This is a genomic window from Micromonospora sp. LOL_025 (assembly GCF_048060285.1).
Classification (GTDB): Bacteria; Actinomycetota; Actinomycetes; order Mycobacteriales; family Micromonosporaceae; genus Micromonospora.
In genome coordinates this window covers 74,449-89,353 of record NZ_JBHMIR010000011.1, presented here as the reverse complement: position 1 = coordinate 89,353, position 14,905 = coordinate 74,449, and the positions used below count along the sequence as shown (strand labels likewise).

General features: G+C 75.1%; 14 protein-coding genes. 7 read left to right on the top strand and 7 right to left on the bottom strand.

Annotated elements, in window-relative coordinates:
- Positions 1 to 51: 51 nt before the first annotated feature.
- Positions 52 to 1,332 carry a type VII secretion-associated serine protease mycosin gene (mycP, locus tag ACFHW0_RS16525; RefSeq protein ID WP_416608588.1) on the top strand — a complete coding sequence of 427 codons (1,281 nt, stop codon included), beginning with the start codon at positions 52 to 54 and terminating at the stop codon, positions 1,330 to 1,332.
- Between the two features lie 120 nt (positions 1,333 to 1,452).
- Here the strand turns inward: mycP and ACFHW0_RS16520 are convergent, their stop codons facing one another.
- A complete protein-coding gene (locus ACFHW0_RS16520; protein ID WP_121397065.1) occupies positions 1,453 to 1,746 on the bottom strand; it encodes a WXG100 family type VII secretion target in 294 nt (97 codons plus the stop codon).
- A 26-nt stretch (positions 1,747 to 1,772) separates the two neighbouring features.
- Positions 1,773 to 2,093: a WXG100 family type VII secretion target gene (locus ACFHW0_RS16515; RefSeq protein WP_121399122.1), complete on the bottom strand. Its 321-nt coding sequence runs from the start codon at positions 2,091 to 2,093 to the stop codon at positions 1,773 to 1,775.
- Positions 2,094 to 2,328: 235 nt separating this feature from the next.
- Here ACFHW0_RS16515 and eccE point away from each other — a divergent pair, with 235 nt between their 5' ends.
- The 4 genes from eccE to rarD all read left to right on the top strand — a co-directional run bounded on the left by eccE (position 2,329) and on the right by rarD (position 6,218).
- Positions 2,329 to 4,260 (top strand): type VII secretion protein EccE, encoded by a 1,932-nt coding sequence (gene eccE / locus ACFHW0_RS16510; RefSeq protein WP_416608585.1) that lies wholly within the window; start codon positions 2,329 to 2,331, stop codon positions 4,258 to 4,260.
- A gap of 58 nt (positions 4,261 to 4,318) precedes the next feature.
- Positions 4,319 to 4,705, top strand: coding sequence for a phage holin family protein (locus ACFHW0_RS16505; RefSeq protein WP_416608583.1), 387 nt, complete (start codon positions 4,319 to 4,321; stop codon positions 4,703 to 4,705).
- Between the two features lie 86 nt (positions 4,706 to 4,791).
- Positions 4,792 to 5,292, top strand: coding sequence for a GNAT family N-acetyltransferase (locus ACFHW0_RS16500; RefSeq protein WP_416608581.1), 501 nt, complete (start codon positions 4,792 to 4,794; stop codon positions 5,290 to 5,292).
- Positions 5,289 to 6,218, top strand: a complete 930-nt coding sequence (gene rarD, locus ACFHW0_RS16495) for an EamA family transporter RarD (RefSeq protein ID WP_416608579.1) — start codon at positions 5,289 to 5,291, stop codon at positions 6,216 to 6,218. The genes ACFHW0_RS16500 and rarD overlap by 4 nt, the downstream gene beginning before the upstream one ends.
- A gap of 10 nt (positions 6,219 to 6,228) precedes the next feature.
- On the opposite strand, the gene ACFHW0_RS16490 is transcribed toward rarD, so the two are convergent.
- Complete coding sequence (locus tag ACFHW0_RS16490) at positions 6,229 to 6,921, bottom strand: anti-sigma factor family protein (RefSeq protein ID WP_416608577.1); 693 nt, start codon at positions 6,919 to 6,921, stop codon at positions 6,229 to 6,231.
- A complete protein-coding gene (locus tag ACFHW0_RS16485) occupies positions 6,918 to 7,412 on the bottom strand; it encodes a sigma-70 family RNA polymerase sigma factor (RefSeq protein WP_416608755.1) in 495 nt (164 codons plus the stop codon). Before ACFHW0_RS16485 ends, ACFHW0_RS16490 begins: the two co-directional genes overlap by 4 nt.
- Positions 7,413 to 7,662: 250 nt before the next feature.
- On the opposite strand from ACFHW0_RS16485, the gene ACFHW0_RS16480 reads away from it, so the two are divergent.
- Positions 7,663 to 9,774, top strand: coding sequence for a PhoX family protein (locus ACFHW0_RS16480; RefSeq protein ID WP_416608575.1), 2,112 nt, complete (start codon positions 7,663 to 7,665; stop codon positions 9,772 to 9,774).
- A 158-nt stretch (positions 9,775 to 9,932) separates the two neighbouring features.
- Here the strand turns inward: ACFHW0_RS16480 and ACFHW0_RS16475 are convergent, their stop codons facing one another.
- Positions 9,933 to 10,715 carry an IclR family transcriptional regulator gene (locus ACFHW0_RS16475; protein ID WP_416608573.1) on the bottom strand — a complete coding sequence of 261 codons (783 nt, stop codon included), beginning with the start codon at positions 10,713 to 10,715 and terminating at the stop codon, positions 9,933 to 9,935.
- A 154-nt stretch (positions 10,716 to 10,869) separates the two neighbouring features.
- Here ACFHW0_RS16475 and ACFHW0_RS16470 point away from each other — a divergent pair, with 154 nt between their 5' ends.
- On the top strand, positions 10,870 to 12,051 hold the full coding sequence (locus ACFHW0_RS16470) for an MFS transporter (RefSeq protein WP_416608571.1): 1,182 nt from the start codon (positions 10,870 to 10,872) through the stop codon (positions 12,049 to 12,051).
- A 116-nt stretch (positions 12,052 to 12,167) separates the two neighbouring features.
- Here the strand turns inward: ACFHW0_RS16470 and ACFHW0_RS16465 are convergent, their stop codons facing one another.
- Positions 12,168 to 13,253: a polyprenyl synthetase family protein gene (locus tag ACFHW0_RS16465; RefSeq protein ID WP_416608569.1), complete on the bottom strand. Its 1,086-nt coding sequence runs from the start codon at positions 13,251 to 13,253 to the stop codon at positions 12,168 to 12,170.
- Positions 13,254 to 13,343: 90 nt separating this feature from the next.
- Positions 13,344 to 14,897: an NADH-quinone oxidoreductase subunit NuoN gene (gene nuoN / locus ACFHW0_RS16460; protein WP_416608567.1), complete on the bottom strand. Its 1,554-nt coding sequence runs from the start codon at positions 14,895 to 14,897 to the stop codon at positions 13,344 to 13,346.
- Positions 14,898 to 14,905 lie beyond the last annotated feature (8 nt).

Here is a 14,905-nt window from a genome sequence, read left to right as displayed (position 1 = left end):
CCGGAGGCGCTAACATCCCGTTCCGGAGTCGACACGATACGGAGGCGGTCGATGTCCCGGTCCCCCTCGCGCCCGCTCCTCGCCGCCCTGACGACGGCGTTGCTGACCGCCGTCCCGGCCGCCCCCACGATCGCCGGCCGCCCCGCCGGGCCCACCCCCGGCCCGATGCCGGCCGGCTGGTCCGCATCCGCGCCGACCGTCGCCCGCGCGGCCCCCGGCTGCGCCTCGCCGCTCGCCCCGGTCCGGCCGGTGTCCGCGCGACCCTGGCCCCAGCAGCGGTACGCCCCGGAGCGGCTGGCACCGCTGGCCACCGGCGCCGGGGTGACGGTGGCGGTGATCGACTCGGGGGTGGACCGGCGGCACCCGCAGTTGGCCGGCCGGGTGCTCGACGGCACCGACCTGCTCGACCCGGGCGGCGACGGCAGCCGGGACTGCGCCGGCCACGGCACCGGTGTGGCGAGCATCATCGCCGCCGCGCCCCGCGACGGTACGGCGTTCCGTGGGCTGGCCCCGGGCGCCCGGATCCTGCCGGTACGGGTCAGCGAGCAGCAGGTGGTCGAGGGCCGGGAGTCGGGGCGCACGGTCAGCGCCGGGGACTTCGCCCGCGCCGTCCGCTGGGCGGTCGACCACGACGCCGACGTGCTCAACCTCTCCGTCGTCCTGTACGCGGACGACCCGGCGGTGCGGGCGGCGATCGGCTACGCGGTCGACCGGGACGTGGTCGTGGTGGCCGCCGCCGGGAACCTGCACGACGCCGGTGATCCCCGGCCCTACCCGGCCGCGTACGACGGGGTGCTCGGGGTGGGCGCGATCGGGGCGGACGGGGCACGGGCACCGTTCTCCCAGACCGGCTCGTACGTCGACCTGGTTGCCCCGGGCAGCGACGTGCTGATGGCCGCCCCCGGCGAGGGCCACCACCGGGCCGAGGGCACCAGCTACGCGGCGCCCTTCGTGACGGCCACCGCCGCACTGCTGCGCCAGTACCGGCCGGAGCTGACCGCGGCGCAGGTGGCGCAGCGGATCGTGGCGACCGCCGATCCTGCCCCGGGCGACGGTCGGGGTGGCGGGTACGGCGCGGGGGTGCTGAACCCGCACCGGGCGGTCACCGAGACCGGGGGCGGGACGCCGGAACGGGCGCTCCGGGCCAGCGCGCTCGCGGACGGCCGGCCCGAACCGGCGGTGCTGGCGCAGCGGGCGCGCCGGACGACGGCCCGGGACCGGGCGCTGCTGGTGGCGGGGGCCAGCGGAACGGTGGTGGCCCTGGCGGCGCTGCTGGCGCTCGTCGTGCCGCGCGGAGCCCGGCGCCGCTGGCGGCCGGCCGACCCCGCCTGACCCGGCCGGCGGTCGACAGCGAACCGGCCGACCGCCGCCTCGGCGACCTGCTGGTCGGCGCCCGGAACGGCCGGTGGTGGCGCCGACCGGCTCACGGTCGACGCCACCACCGGGCGGGGCTCACTGGAACAGGCCGACGTTCTTCTTCTCCGTGTCGAGGTAGTCGGTGGCGGAGTCGTCCACCGCGAGCTTGATGTCGCGCAGCATGGCCTGGAGGTCCTGCGAGGCCGAACGCCACCGGCCCTGCCGCTGCTCGTAGGCCTGGCGGGCCTCGCCGGACCAGCTCGCCACGAGCGGGGCGGCGTCCCGTTCGAGCTGCCCGAGCTGCGAGTCGAGCGCGTTCAGCGCCTTCTGGATGTCCGCGCTCGCCTGTTGCAGGGCGGCGAAGTTGACGACCAGTACACCGTGGTCCATCGGATGTCTCCTCCCCCGAGACCGGGTCAGAGCGGCAGCTGGATGCCGCCGCGGTTGGTGGTGGACACCCGGCTGGCGGCCTCGGTGTCCGAGACGTCGTATTGCTGGCCGGCCCTGCGGACGGCGCCGGCGGTCTCCCGCAGCGCCCGCTGCAGCGCCGCCTGGTCCTGTGCCCACTGCTGCTTGACCTGCTCGAACGAGCGCCCGCCGGCACCGCGCCAGGCCTGCTGCAACACCTCCAACTCGGCCATCAGGCTGCTCAGCATGGACTGCAGGGACTGGTCGACCTGCTCGAACTTCGCGGCGGTCTGCTGCATCACCGCTGCTTCTGCCTGGGTCTGGGACACCCGGGACGTCACCTCGTCTCATCGATCGTGGCTGGCCGTCGGCTCGCGCCGCCCGGATGTCGAACACGGCGGGCGCGGGGGTCAGCGAAACTCGTCGCTGACGGTAGCGGCCCGGTCGCGTTTCTGCTACCCCGTGGCCATCCCCTGTGGACGACTGCGGCCCCCACCCCGCCGGGCACGCCCCTTACGATGGGCGGCGTCGATGTCGCGGCGAGTGACCGGTCGAGGAGGCGCGGTGACGGTGACCACCGGCGCGGGCCCGCACCGGCCGGCCCCGGGCCACGATCCCGGCCCGACCGCCGCGGCCCTCGCGCCGGCACCGCCCGGGTCGACCCGCCCGATCGGCACCGTGGTCGGCCCGATCGGCACCGTGGCCGGCGCGCCCGCACCCCCGGCCGCCCTGTCGCCGTCGCGGAACCCGGCCGCCCAACGCAGGGGCACCGGCCTCCGGGCCGGTCAGGTCGTCGCCACGCAGGTGGCGGTGGCCGCCGTGGTCGCGGCCGCCGGCCGGGGCGTGCTGCTGACGTTGGCCGCCGTGGGGGTGGCCGCGCTGCTGCTGCCCCTGGCCTGGGTGCGGCTGCGGGGGCGGTGGCTCTTCGAGTGGCTGACCACGGGCCTGGGCTACGCCACCCGCCGCCGGGCCCTGCCTCCGGCCGCCGGCCCGGCGGCCCTGCTGGACCTGGTCGACCCGGGCGCGGTCGTGCGCCCCGCCGAGCTGGCCGGCACGCCGGCCGCCGTGCTGGACGACGCCGCCGGCATGGTGGCCGTGCTGGAGGTCGGCGACCCGGCCGACCTGCTCGGCGACGCTCCCCGCGCGCTGCCCGTCCCGGCGACGCTGCTGCCGGCCGCCGCGCCGGACGGCCCCCCGGTGCTGATCCAGCTCCTGCTGACGGGCGCACCGGCGCCGACCCTGGTCGCGGGTGGCGGCGCCGTCGCCACCTCGTACCGGCAGCTGACCGACGGGCGGCTCGCCGGCCGGGAACGGGCCGTGCTCGCCGTGCGGGTGCTGCGCGTCGAGGGCTGGACGGCAGAGGAGCTGCGGCGGGCGCTCTCCGGAACGGTGCGCCGCATCGCGCGCCGGGTCGGGCCCGTCACCGCCCGCCCGCTGGGCGAGCACGCGACGCTGCGGGTGCTGGCGGAGCTGGCCCACCACGACAACCATCCCGCGCAGGAGTCCTGGCAGGCGGTCCGGGCGGGCGACCTGCTCCAGACCACGTTCCGGCTGCGCCGCTGGCCCGACCCGCGTACCGACGCCGGCCGGCGGCTGGTGACCCGGCTGCTCGCGCTGCCCGCGACGGCGACCACCGTCTCGCTCGGCGTCGGGCCGTGGGCCGGCGCCGACTGCGCGTCGGCGCCGACCGAGCTGGCCGTACGACTTGCCGCCGCCACCCCGGCGGAGCTCTCGATCGCGGCGCAGGCGCTGCGCCGGCTGGTGGCCGAGGCGGGCGGCGAGGTGCACCGGCTCGACGGCGCGCAGCTCGACGGGTTGGCCGGCACGCTGCCGCTCGCGGCGGCGGGCGCGGCGGGTCCGGGTCCGGCACCCGACGGCCTGGAGCTGACCCTCGGCGAGGCGGGGCTGATGGTCGGCACGAACCGGCACGGCGGCGCGGTGACCGTCCGGCTGTTCCGGCCGGAGAGCACCCGGGTGATGCTGGTCGGCGGGATACGCGCGGCGCAGCTGGTGGCGGTGCGGGCGATGGCGCTCGGGGCCCGGGTGGTGGTGCAGACCGCCCGCCCGCGCGGGTGGGAGCCGTTCGTCCGGGGCGTCGGCACCCCCGGCGCGATGATCCCGGTGGTGCCGCCGGGCCGTCCGGTGGGCGAGCCGGGCTCGCCGCTGCGCCCGCTGCTGGTGGTGGTGGACGCCGGTCCCACGCCCGGCGAGACGGAGCCGGGGTCCCCGTGGCGGACCACGCTGCTGGTGCGCGACGAGCTGACCCCCGCCGACGCCGACGCGTTGGGCCGCGCCGATCTGGCCGTGCTGCAACCGCTCGACCCGGCCGAGGCCGCCGTGGCGGGCGCCGCGCTGGGGCTCGGCGGGTCGGCGGAGTGGCTGACCCGGATCCGGGACGACATGGTCGCGGTGGTCAACCGCCGGGCGCTGCGCTGGGCGCTGCTCTCCCCGACCCCGATCGAGTCCCAGCTGGTCGGCCGCCCGTCCCGCCGCTGAGCACAGGCGACGGTCACGCGCCTTCCGCACGTTGTCCGTCCGTGGCACGATCCCGGCCATGGGTTTCCTCAAAGGGCTGCTGATCCGGCTGGGCAGCACGGCGCTCGCCTTCTGGCTGGCCACGCTGCTCATCCCGGGCATCACGCTGGACTCGGCGTCCGCCAGCGAGGCGGTCGTCACGCTGGTCCTCGTCGCGGTGATCTTCGGCGTGGTCAACGCGGTGCTCCAGCCGATCATCAAGACCGTCGGCTGCGGCTTCTACCTGCTGACCCTCGGGTTGATCGCGCTGGTGGTCAACGGGCTGCTGTTCCTGCTCACGAGCTGGATCGCCGACCAGGCCGGGCTGCCCTTCCACGTCGACGGCTTCTGGCCGGAGGCGGTGCTCGGCGCGCTCTTCGTCGGCATCGTCACCTGGATCCTCGGGGCCGCCCTGGACCGGGACTGACCCGAACCGACCAGATGCGCGGGCCGCGACCAGAGGGCGGGAATTGGTTGCTGATCGGGCCGGGCGGCCGGGTTAGCGTCGCGGGCATGTTCACCGTGACCCGCGACGACGGCTACCTGCTCAGCACCGACCCGGACCGGATCGACCTGGACCTGGTGCACCAGTGGCTCTGCACGGACGCGTACTGGGCGATCGGGCGGGACCGGGAGACGGTGGCGCGGGCGTTCGCCGGGTCGGTGCCGTTCGGCGTCTACCGCCCGGGGGACGGCCGCCAGGTCGCCGTCGCCCGGGTGGTCACCGACCGGGCCACCTTCGCCTGGCTCTGCGACGTCTACGTCGGCCCCGGCGAGCGCGGCCGGGGGCTGGGCACCTGGCTGGCCGGGGCGGTCCGCGACCACCTCGCCGCCCTGGGCGTACGCCGGATCCTGCTGGCCACCGCCGACGCCCACGCGGTGTATGCCAAGGTCGGGTTCGCCCCGATGACCGATCCGCACCGCTGGATGCAGCTCGACCAGCGCAACCAGCCGGTGAGCCCGGTCACCGGCAAGGAACCGGGCGGCCACCCGGCCCTTACGGTGGAGGCGTGACGCCACTCCGCCTCGGCTACCTCTACGGCTTCGTCGCGTACCTGCTCTGGGGGTTCTTCCCGCTCTACCTGCGGCTGCTGCGGCCGGCGGGGTCGATCGAGATCCTGGCCCACCGCATCGTCTGGTCGGTGGCGTTCGTCGCCCTGCTGCTGGCGGCGATGCGCAACGTCGGCTTCCTGCGGGCGCTGCTGCGCCGGCCCCGGGCGCTGGCCGGCATCGGCGTCGCCGCCGCGCTGATCGCGGTGAACTGGGGCACCTACATCTACGGCGTGAACTCCGACCGGGTGGTGGAGACGGCCCTCGGCTACTTCATCAACCCGCTGGTGGTGGTGCTGCTGGGCGTCACCGTGCTGCGCGAGCGGCTGCGGCCCACGCAGTGGGTGGCGCTCGGCATCGGCGGGCTGGCGGTGGCCGTGCTGACCGTCGACTACGGCCGGCTGCCGTACCTGGCGCTGGTCCTGGCGTTCAGCTTCGCCGGGTACGGGCTGGCCAAGAAGCAGCTCGGGTTGCCCGCCGCCGAGGGGCTCTTCGTCGAGTCGGCGGTGCTGGCGCTGCCCGCGCTGGCGTACCTGGGTTGGCTCACCGCCGCCGGCGACGGCACGTTCGGGCAGGTGTCGGTCGGGCACACCCTGCTGCTGGTGTCGGCCGGGGCGGCGACCGCGATCCCGCTGCTGCTCTTCGCCGGGGCGGCGAACCGGCTTCCGCTCACCGGTCTCGGCATGATCCAGTACCTCGCCCCGATCCTCCAGCTCGGCTGCGGTGTGCTGATCTTCCACGAGCCGATGCCGCCGGCCCGGCTCGCCGGCTTCGCCCTGGTCTGGGCCGCGCTGATCGTCTTCACCGTCGACGCCGTGCGCCACTCCCGCCATACCCGCGCCGCCACCCTCGCCGCCCGCCGGGCCGAGGCCGCCGCCGCGCCCCGCTGACCGGCGCGGGTCAGCGGACGTCGTAGACGAGGACGGGGGTGCCGTCGGCGCGCAGCAGCTCCAGCCGGACCAGATCCGCGTCGGTGAACCGGGTCGCGCCGGTGATCCGCAGGTCGTCACCGGGCGCGGCGAGCCAGGACCCGACCTGCTCCGTCGCGCCGCCCGGGCCGTGCGCCACCAGCCGGAAGGTGTACGCCTTGGCGTAGCCGGCCTTCGCGTCGTACCCGCAGCGCATCCGCACCTCGGTGCCCCACTCGGTGCCGTTGAGGGCGATCTCGGCGTGCACCGGCACCGTCCCGGCGACCGGCTGCATGGCGACCATCCGCACCTCGACCGAGGTCGGGCCGGCCGCCTCCCGGGGCAGCAGGACGGCGGTGCCGACGCCGACGACCAGGGCCAGCGCGGCGGCCGCGATTGCGGTGAGGGCGTACCGGCGGCGGGTGGCCGACCGCTCGCGGCGACGGCGCTCCCGCGCGGCGGCGAGCAGTTCGGGCACCCGGGGATCCTCCGGCGGCGGCAGGAACTGCTCCAGCCCGGCCGGGTCGAGCCGGCCGAGCAGTCCGGGCAGGACGGCGATCTCGGCGACCGCCTGCCGGCAGGCGGCGCAGCCGGCGAGGTGCCGCTCGTAGGCCACCCGGTCGGCGGGGGCCAGCGCACCGAGCACGTACGCGCCGTCGTCGTGCGCGAACTCGCACCGGGTCATTCCGTCACCCCCATCTCGGCCAGGACCAACCGTAGTGAGCGCAGGGCGTAGTGGGTCCGGGACTTGACCGTGCCGGGCGGTACGCCCAGCCTGGAGGCCGCCTCTGCGACCGACCGTCCCTGGTAGAAGCACTCGACCAGCACCTCACGGTGGGTGGGGCTGAGCCGGTTCAGCGCCTCGGCGACGGTCCACGCCTCGACCGCGCGTTCCGCCTCGTCCACGGCCTCGGGGGGCTCGGGCAGCTCGTCGGTGTAGACCTCGCCGACCCGGGCGGAGCGGCGCCGCCAGGCGTCGATGGCCAGGTTGCGGGCGGTGGTGAAGAGCCAGGACCGGACCGAGCCGCGCGTCGGGTCGAGGGACTCCGGGTGCCGCCAGGCCCGCAGCAGCGTCTCCTGCACCAGGTCCTCGGCCCGCTGCCGGTCGCCGTTGACCAGCCGCAGGGCGTGCGCGTACAGCGCCTCGGCGTGCTCGTCGTGCAGCGCGCGGAGCAGGTGGGCGTCGTGGTCGCTGATGGCGGTCTCCTCGCTGTCGGCGCGAGTCCGGCAGTGGCGTACGCCCGGGAATACGTGCCGTCGCCCCGATCGGTTCAGCCGCAGGTCACCGTGGGATTCCCGGCCAAGGTGTTCACGCCCGGTTCACGCCGCCGCCGACGCTCGCTCACCGCGCCCTCCTAGCGTCCGGCGGGTACGCACGCCAGCGGCTGGTCCGGCGTGCACCGACCCCCATCAGGAGGCTCCTTCCATGAGCGACCGTCCCCGGCTGCTCCCGTTGCTGGGCGCCACCCGCCACGGCAGCCGCGACGCCATGACCTGTCTCTACCGGTGCGGCAACGCGTGCGACCACCCGGTGCCGAACACGTCCGACAACGCGTACTTCGGAGACGTGGTCAACGCGGAGGTGTCCCGGCGCGGCGTGGTCCGGGCCGGCGCGGTCGGCGCGCTGGTCCTCGGCTTCGGCGGCGCGGTCGCCGGCGCCGCCCCCGCAGCGGCCGCCCCCGCCACCCCCGTGGTCCCGGAGGCGGCCGGCTTCGGCCGCCCCGCCGGCGGCGTCGGCAACGGCGCGTTGACCTTCAAGCCGGTCCCGCCGAACACCCTCGACAGCCTCGTCGTGCCCAACGGGTACGACCACGCGGTCGTCCTGCGCTGGGGCGACCCGGTCGTGCCGGGCGCCCCCGATTTCGACGTGCACGCCCAGACCGCCGCCGCCCAGGCCCGGCAGTTCGGCTACAACAACGACTTCGTCGGGGTGCTGCCGCTGGACGGGCGCCGCCGGGCGCTGCTCGTGGTCAACCACGAGTACACCAACGAGGACCTGATGTTCCCCGGCTTCACCAGCCAGGACGCGCTGAGCGTCGAGCAGCTGCGGATCGCGATGGCCGCGCACGGCATGTCCGTGGTGGAGCTGGAGCGGGTCGACGGCACCGGGCAGTGGCGGCCGGTCACCAAGGGCCGGCGGCAGTACAACCGGCGGGTCACGGCGCTGGCCACGAAGTTCGAGCTGACCGGGCCGGCCGCCGGCTCGGCGCACCTGCGGACCGCCGCCGACCCGAAGGGCCGTACGGTCGTCGGCACGCTGAACAACTGCGCCGGCGGGGTGACCCCGTGGGGCACCGTGCTCTCCGGCGAGGAGAACTTCAACCAGTACTTCGTCGGCGGCGACGCGGTCGCCGAGGAGGTGAAGCCGAAGCTGGCCCGCTACGGCATCACCACCACCACCCGCTACCCGAGCGGCAGCCGCAAGTGGGAGCGCGCCGACGAGCGGTTCGACCTGGCGAGGCACCCCAACGAGGCCAACCGGCACGGCTGGGTCGTGGAGATCGACCCGTACGACCCGGAGAGCCGCCCACGCAAGCACACCGCGCTGGGCCGGTTCAAGCACGAGGGCGCGAACGTCATCGTCGCGAAGAGCGGGCACGTGGTCGCGTACATGGGCGACGACGAGCGGTTCGACTACCTGTACAAGTTCGTCTCCGACAAGAAGTTCATGAAGGGCAACTCCTGGGTGGCCCGCCGGCACAACCTGACGCTGCTGGAGTCCGGCACTCTCTACGTGGCCAAGCTCGACGAGACCAGCGCCGGCGAGATCGACGGCTCCGGCAGGCTCCCCTCCGACGGGGCGTTCAACGGCCGGGGCCGGTGGATCAGGCTGGTCAGCGGCAACCGCTCGTACGTCGACGGGATGACGGCCGCCGACGTGCTCACCTTCACCCGGCTGGCCGGCGACAAGGTCGGGGCGACCAAGATGGACCGCCCGGAGGACGTCGAGCCGAGCCTGCTCACCGGCAAGGTGTACGTGGCGCTGACCAACAACACCGACCGGGGCAAGGCCGGCAAGCCGGCCGCCGACGAGGCCAACCCGCGCAACCTGAACAAGCACGGTCAGGTGCTGGAGCTGGTCGAGGACCACGGCGACAACGCGGGCGAGACCTTCGCCTGGTCGCTGCCGATCGTCGCCGGTGACCCAACGGACCCGTCGACCTTCTTCGCCGGGTACGACAAGACGAAGGTCTCCCCGATCTCCTGCCCGGACAACGTGGCGTTCGACGCCACCGGGAACCTCTGGATCTCCACGGACGGCAACGCGCTGGGCAGCAACGACGGCCTCTTCGCCACGGCCGTCGAGGGGCCGGAGCGGGGCCACCTGAAGCAGTTCCTCACCGTGCCGGTGGGTGCGGAGGCCTGCGGCCCGTTCATCACCGGGGACAACCGGTCGGTCTTCGTGGCCGTGCAGCACCCGGGCGAGCTCAGCGGCGCCTCGGTCGAGAAGCCGGCCTCGAACTGGCCGGACGGCGACTACGCCAAGCCGGGTGTGGTGGTGGCCTGGCGCCTGGACGGCGGGCCGATCGGCAGCTGACCACTCCTCGGGCGGTCGGCGCCGGACGCCGCCGGGGCCCTCTCCCAGCCGGGGAGAGGGCCCTCGGTCGTTGCGGCCCGACGCGGTCGGCGCCGGGACGGCGGGCGGGACACGGAAGCGTCCCCCGGAGCGGCCCGCCCGGCCGGCGGCGGGCGGGATCAGCTGTCGGCGGCCAGGTTGTCGGCGATCGTCCGGGCGACGGTGAGCAGCTTCGCCCGGACCACGCGGGCGGAGGTCATCATCTCGCCGGCCGGCAGCGCGCAGGCCAGCACGACCCGGCGCTCCATGTCCTTGTCGGGGCTGACCAGCACCGCCGCGCAGGCCACGCCCTGCCGGAACTGGCCCAGCTCCAGCTGCATGCCCCGCCGGTCGCCGGCGGCCAGGTCGACCTCGAACGCCTCGGCGGTGGTCAGGGTGGCGGAGGTGAACGGACGCATGCCGTAGTCGCGCAGGTAGCGGAAGCGTTGCTCGGCGGTCAGCGTGGCGAGCAGCGCCTTGCCGAGCGCGGTCGCGTGCGCCCCCTCGTCGAACCCGGGCACCACGTCCTCCAGGTACGGCGAGCGCGGGCCCTCGGCCACGGCCGTGACTGCCACCTGGCCGCCCACGAAGCGGCCGAGGTAGTGGCTGTAGCCGGTGTCCAGGGCGGCCCGGCGCAGGCTCTCCCCGACCGTCGGCGGCCCCCGGAAAGCCGTCACCAGCTCGCGGTAGCGGTCGGCCACCTCCAGGCCCACGATGTACGTGCCGTCCTCGCGCCGGATCACGTAGCCCTCGTAAGCCAGGGTGCGGACCAGGTGGTAGGTCGTCGCCACGGTCAGCTCGCAGCGCCGCGCGATCTGCTTGACGGTGAGCCCCTTCGGGGCGCGACCGACCGATTCGAGCACTCGTAGCGCGCGGGACACACTCCGGATGAGATCCGAAGGTTCCGCCAAGGGGTCGCGCACAACCACCTCCGCCGCCGGGGACTTACACCATATGAAAAACAGGCCCGGTGCGAAATGCCTGTTCGGGTGGAGGATGCCAGATCGTCATGAACGCCGCGTTGCTCGACAGGCACGTTCCGTGACGCAAACGCCGCTCGCGTAGGTTTGCCGGACCATGACCGACCTCGCGTTGCAGCCCGCCCCGGGCGTCACCCCGCCCCGGCCCGTCCGGGCCGTGAGCGGGGCCGTCGCCGTCACCATCGCCTGCGTCCTGCCGGTCTTCCTGCTCGGCGGGCTCGCCGTGCAGATGGGCGAGGACCTGGACTTCTCCCCGGCCGGGCTGGGCCTGGCCGTGTCGGTCTACTTCGGGGTGGGCGCGCTGGCCTCGGTGCCCTCCGGCGCCCTCGCCGAGCGGCACGGGTCGACGGTGGTGGCGCGCGCCGGCATCCTGCTCTCCGCCGCCTGCCTGCTGGCCGTGGCGGGGCTGGCCCGTTCGTACCCGGTCCTGCTCGGGCTGCTCGCGCTCGCCGGCACCGCCAACGCCCTCGGTCAGCTCGCCAGCAACGCCACGCTCGCCCGGCACGTGCCGGCCCGCAGACAAGGGCTGTCGTTCGGCGTGAAGCAGGCCGCCATCCCCGTCGCCACCCTGCTGGCCGGGGCGGCGGTGCCGACCGTGGCGCTGACGGCCGGCTGGCGCTGGGCGTTCGTGGCGGCCGCCGCCGCGGCCCTGGCGGCGCTGCCGGCCGTACCCGCGCGGGAGCCGCGCCCCGCCCGGACGGCCGCCCCCACCCGCGGCGGCCGCGCCACCGCGGCCCTGGTGGTGGTCGGAGCAGCCGGGACCTTCGCCGCGGCCGCCGCGAACGCGCTCGGCACCTTCGTCGTCGACTCCTCCGCCGGCCGGGGGCTGTCACCGGGGCTGGCCGGGCTGACCCTGACCCTGGGCAGCGCGGTCTGCGTGGCGGCCCGGGTCGTCGTCGGCTGGCTCGCGGACCGCCGCGCCACCGGGCACGTCGCCCTCATCGCCGGCATGCTCGTGGTCGGCGCGGCCGGGCTCGGCCTGCTCGCGGCGGCCGGGCCGGTGCCGCTGGTGGCCGGCGTGCTGCTCGGCTTCGGCCTGGGCTGGGCGTGGCCGGGCCTGATGACCTTCGCGGTGGTCCGGCTGCACCCGCAGGCCCCGGCCGCCGCCACCTCGGTCACCCAGACCGGGGTGTACGCGGGCGGCTGCCTCGGCCCGCTCGGCCTGGGTGCCGTGGCCGCGCACGCCGGCTACCCGGCGATGTGGCTCGTGGCCGCCGGGTCGATGCTGCTGGCCGCCGCCCTGATGCTCGCCGGCAGCCGGCTGCTCGCCCGCCCCTGAGCCGCCTGCTCGCCTCCTGGGCCCGCCGGCCCGACCCTGTCGGCGCCGGCCGCCGCGTCGTCGTGCGGGGTTCCGGCTCCACCAGCACGGTGGCCGCCCGTCGAACGGGCGGGGCGTCAGCTGGTGCGGTCGGCGATGTAGTCGCAGAGGGATTCGAGGGCGCGGCGGGCCGGGCCCTGCGGAAGCGGCGAGAGCTGCTCCCGGGCGTCCTCGGCGTAGCTGCGGACCGTCTCCCGGGCCCGCTTGAGCGCCGGGCTCTCGCGCAGCAGGCCGAGCGCCTCGGCGTGCAGGTCGTCGTCGGTCAGCGGGCCGGTCGCCAGGATCTCCCGCAGCCGCACCGAGGCGGCGTCGGCGTCGTCCGAGCCGAGCGCGTAGAGCACCGGCAGGGTCGGTACGCCCTCGCGCAGGTCGGTGCCGGGCGTCTTGCCCGACTCCACCGACTCCGAGGCGATGTCGAGCAGGTCGTCGGAGAGCTGGAAGGCCACGCCGATGGTCTCGCCGTAGCCGGCGAGCGCCTCGATGTGCTCCGGGGCGGCACCGCCGAACATGCCGCCGAAGCGGGCCGACGTGGCGATCAGCGAGCCGGTCTTGCCCGCGATCACGTCGAGGTAGTGGGCCACCGGGTCGTCGCCGGGGCGGGGGCCGACGGTCTCGGCGATCTGGCCGTGCACCAGCCGGGCGAAGGTGCGCGCCTGGAGGCGTACGGCCTCGATGCCCAGGTCGGCGGCGATGTCGGCGGCGCGGGCGAAGAGGTAGTCGCCGACGAGGATGGCGACCGAGTTGGTCCACCGGGAGTTGGCGCTCGGCGCCCCCCGGCGCACGGCGGCCTCGTCCATCACGTCGTCGTGGTAGAGCGTCGCCAGGTGGGTGAGCTCCATCACCACGGCGGCCGGTACGACCTGCGCCCTGGCCGGGTCGCCGAACTGCGCGCCCAGCGCCACCAGCAGCGGCCGGAACCGCTTGCCGCCGGCTTCCACGAGGTGCCGGGCGGCCTCGGTGACGAACGGGTCGGCGCTGGCCACGCTCGCCCGCAACTCGGACTCGACGCCCTCCAGCAGGCCCAGCACGGACGCCTCGACGCGGGGATCGGCGAGATAGAGGCCGAGCGCGCCGAACTGACTCGTGCTCACCCTGGTCCGACGGCCGCCGGACCCGGAGGCACCTGAACGCTCGCCAGCCGGATTCACCACGCCATCAACCATGCCACACCCCTCCGACCTGCCCGGGACGGGGGATACGGCGCGGGGGCCGGCACGCCGTGGCGTACCGGCCCCCGCGGGCGTGAGCGTCGGTCATCTGACAAATTCGGCGGCGCCGGTGGCCAGGTCGAGCAGCGGCGCGGGCGCGACACCGAGCACCAGCGTGGCGAGCACGCCGATCATCAGCGCGGCCGAGGTCAGCCCGCCGGGCACGGCGACGGTCGGCGTCGACTCGCCGGGCTCGGAGAGCCACATCATCACCACGACCCGCAGGTACGGGAAGGCCAGCACCATGCTGGTCAGCACGCCGGCGATCACCAGCCACGCCTGCCCGCCGTCTAGCGCCGGGCCGAAGACCGCGAACTTGCTCGTGAAGCCGCTGGTCAGCGGGATTCCGGCGAAGGCCAGCAGGATGAAGGTGAAGATCCCGGCGTAGAACGGCGAGCGCCGCCCCAGCCCGGCCCAGCGGGACAGGTGGGTGGCCTCCCCGTCGGCGTCGCGCACCAGGGTCACCACGGCGAACGCGGCGAGCACCGAGAAGCCGTACGCGACCAGGTAGAACATCGTCCCGGAGATCCCGTCGGCCCCCGGCGCCAGCACGCCGACCAGCAGGTAACCGGCGTTGGCGATGGACGAGTACGCCAGCAGCCGCTTGATGTCGGTCTGGGTGACCGCCAGCACCGCGCCGACCAGCATGGTCAGCACCGCCACCACGCCGAGGACCGGGGTGAAGTCCCACCGGGCCCCGTCGAAGGCGACGTGGAACACCCGCAGCAGGGCGCCGAACGCGGCGACCTTCGTGCAGGCGGCCATGAGGCCGGTGACCGGGGTCGGCGCGCCCTGGTAGACGTCCGGGGTCCAGACGTGGAAGGGGGCCGCCGCCGCCTTGAAGAGCAGGCCGATGGCGAGCAGCGCCATGCCGGCGAAGAGCAGCACCGGGCTGGCCGGGGAGTTCGCCACGGCGGCGTCGATGGTGGCGAAGTCGACACCCGCCGGCCGACCCGGGACGCCCGACGTGAAGCCGTAGATCAGGGCCACGCCGAACAGGAAGAAGGCCGAGGCGTACGCGCCGAGCATGAAGTACTTCAGCGCGGCCTCCTGGCTCAGCAGACGCCGGCGACGGGCCAGCGCGCAGAGCAGGTACAGCGGCAGCGAGAAGACCTCGAGCGCGATGAACATGGTCAGCAGGTCGTTCGCCGCCACGAAGATCAGCATGCCGCCGATCGCGAACGTGGTCAGCGGGTAGACCTCGGTGAGGCCGTTCTTGCCCTCGGCCTGCCGGCGGTCGTCGGCCGACTCGGCGGTGACCGCGGCCTGGGCGACGAACGCCCCGCCCCGCTCCACCGAGCGCTCGCCGATGAGCAGCAGCGCCATCGCGGCGAGGACCAGGATCGCGCCCTGGAGGAAGAGCGTCGGCCCGTCCACCGCGATCGCCCCGCCGATCGTGATCTTCCGCTCGTCGGCCGCCAACACCACCATGGTCAGCGCGGCGAGCACCGCCAGCAGGGCCATCGACAGCTGGACCACGTGCCGGAGCCGGCGGGGCACGAACGCCTCGACCAGCACGCCCAGCAGCGCGGCAGCCAGCATGATCAGGGTCGGAGCGAGCGCCGCGTAGTCGATCGACGGCAGTTTCAGCTCAGTCACTGCGCAAA

Bases quoted from the DNA above. Each gene is read 5' to 3' on its own strand.
- mycP (WP_416608588.1), top strand. From the start codon at position 52: ATGTCCCGGTCCCCCTCGCGCCCGCTCCTCGCCGCCCTGACGACGGCG.
- ACFHW0_RS16520 (WP_121397065.1), bottom strand. From the start codon at position 1,746: ATGGACCACGGTGTACTGGTCGTCAACTTCGCCGCCCTGCAACAGGCG.
- ACFHW0_RS16505 (WP_416608583.1), top strand. From the start codon at position 4,319: ATGGGTTTCCTCAAAGGGCTGCTGATCCGGCTGGGCAGCACGGCGCTC.
- ACFHW0_RS16500 (WP_416608581.1), top strand. From the start codon at position 4,792: ATGTTCACCGTGACCCGCGACGACGGCTACCTGCTCAGCACCGACCCG.
- ACFHW0_RS16490 (WP_416608577.1), bottom strand. From the start codon at position 6,921: ATGACCCGGTGCGAGTTCGCGCACGACGACGGCGCGTACGTGCTCGGT.
- ACFHW0_RS16480 (WP_416608575.1), top strand. From the start codon at position 7,663: ATGAGCGACCGTCCCCGGCTGCTCCCGTTGCTGGGCGCCACCCGCCAC.
- ACFHW0_RS16470 (WP_416608571.1), top strand. From the start codon at position 10,870: ATGACCGACCTCGCGTTGCAGCCCGCCCCGGGCGTCACCCCGCCCCGG.
- ACFHW0_RS16465 (WP_416608569.1), bottom strand. From the start codon at position 13,253: ATGGTTGATGGCGTGGTGAATCCGGCTGGCGAGCGTTCAGGTGCCTCC.